This is a genomic window from Providencia sp. PROV261 (assembly GCF_028477945.1).
GTDB lineage: Bacteria > Pseudomonadota > Gammaproteobacteria > Enterobacterales > Enterobacteriaceae > Providencia > Providencia stuartii.
This window is the reverse complement of record NZ_JAMPMC010000098.1, coordinates 1-1,533: the sequence shown is the minus strand read 5'-3', so window position 1 is coordinate 1,533 and position 1,533 is coordinate 1. Positions and strand designations below refer to the sequence as shown.

At 39.1% G+C, this 1,533-nt stretch carries 4 protein-coding genes and 1 pseudogene; 1 reads left to right on the top strand and 4 read right to left on the bottom strand.

Features of this window, described 5'->3' with window-relative positions; genetic code table 11:
* A partial coding sequence (locus tag PR675_RS20820; protein ID WP_272582980.1) for a transposase occupies positions 1–235 on the bottom strand: 235 nt, incomplete at its 3' end.
* 60 nt (positions 236–295) lie between these two features.
* On the opposite strand from PR675_RS20820, the gene PR675_RS20815 reads away from it, so the two are divergent.
* Complete coding sequence (locus PR675_RS20815; RefSeq protein WP_272526484.1) at positions 296–544, top strand: SymE family type I addiction module toxin; 249 nt, start codon at positions 296–298, stop codon at positions 542–544.
* Between the two features lie 97 nt (positions 545–641).
* On the opposite strand, the gene PR675_RS20810 is transcribed toward PR675_RS20815, so the two are convergent.
* The 3 genes and pseudogenes from PR675_RS20810 to PR675_RS21095 form a co-directional block, all read right to left on the bottom strand.
* A complete protein-coding gene (locus tag PR675_RS20810; RefSeq protein WP_272526485.1) occupies positions 642–932 on the bottom strand; it encodes a barstar family protein in 291 nt (96 codons plus the stop codon).
* A gap of 2 nt (positions 933–934) precedes the next feature.
* Positions 935–1,315: a ribonuclease domain-containing protein gene (locus tag PR675_RS20940; RefSeq protein WP_400494954.1), complete on the bottom strand. Its 381-nt coding sequence runs from the start codon at positions 1,313–1,315 to the stop codon at positions 935–937.
* Between the two features lie 51 nt (positions 1,316–1,366).
* Positions 1,367–1,533, bottom strand: a pseudogene (locus PR675_RS21095) (RHS repeat-associated core domain-containing protein); the annotation flags it as partial.

The following is a 1,533-nucleotide window of genomic DNA, read 5'->3' as shown; positions in this document are numbered from 1 at the left end:
TCTGATTTTCAAGGCTGACTTCCGCAAAGAGCTTTTTCAGTTTCGTGTTTTCCTCTTCAAGCTCTTTTAATCGTTTAACATCATTAGCTTCCATGCCGCCATACTTTGATTTCCAATTATAATAAGTGGCGTTACTAATCCCATTTTGGCGGCAAATATCGTCCACTTTCATACCAGAATCAGCAAGTTTTAAAATATTAACGATCTGAGTTTCAGTAAAATGGGCTTTTTTCATTATGACCTCTGCAATTTTTAGGACAGAAAATCTAATTATCGCTGTCTTATTTTAAGGGAAGTGGATACCCCGAACGGCAGCAAAACCAGCCCGCCGCCCGCGATACACCTTAAAGGGCAGTGGCTAAAGGAAGCAGGATTTGAGACAGGTTTCACGTTCACGGTGAAAATCTTAAACGGTTGTTTGGTGTTGATACCCGACAGCGAAGACATTCGAGCAATAAAGCAGCAGAACCAACAACAGCAAGCGCAGCTAACCGCCATACGGCACACCATGCGCGAGCTGATGGCGGAGTCTATCAGCGGCTAAAGGGTAAATTGAGCGGCTCTAAAAAATAAAGAAGCCAGAAGGTTGGATGATCTTCTGGCTAAATATTTAATCGGTTATACAGATAAAAAGACCTATCTTATAGGAGCTCAAAATCAAAGTTTTTTTTGTTAAACTTTTCAAATTCTGAGATTTTTTTGAAGACAGACTGTAATTGTTCAAATTCTACTGGGTACTTACTTTTAAAAACATTGCTATTTTTCCAAGTAATAATTACAGGTTTATCACATTTATCGATTGGAATCATGAAATCATATAATGCATCAGGATTATTTCCAAAATAAGGACCAAAATCAAATTCATTACAAAATACTTTGTATACCTCTAGAGGAGTGCTTTGCTGATTACCATCTAATATGATGTTCTTCATGACTATTTCTTCCCTTTACAATTACAAATATCTAATGATTCTGCTGTTTCATAATGATTAGATGTTATGTAAGTTAATCCATCATTAGAATACAATAAACGAGTTCCTGGCTGCTTAGCTCTAGACATTTTATTGTCCAAACCAATATCGGCTTCATACCATATCCTTCCAGGGGAATCAGGTAAAATACCTGTGCTGTTGGCAAAAATATCTCCCCCAATTTGCCCTCCAGGGACATAATTACCAAGAGCCTTTCCTCTAGACCAACCAGCTGCTTCAGCTTGAGATTTTGTTACGTAATTATTAGGAAGCTTTCCTGTCATCTTTAAGCTATTTACAGCATCATTTGCACTTTCTGCTGTATTGTAATACTGATTGAGCAATGCCCCTTGGGCTGAGCTGGCTGCATAAGTACCACCGGATAAAGAAGCATTTAATCCTAATGGGTCAATCCAACCAGTCGGACAATGCACATACCCATAAGGATTCAACCCACCAACCAGCCCGATGGGATCTGGTGAAATATACTGCCCACTGTCCTTATCCTAGTACCGAAAGCGATTATAATACAAGCCCGTTTCACGGTCTTCATATTGCCCCG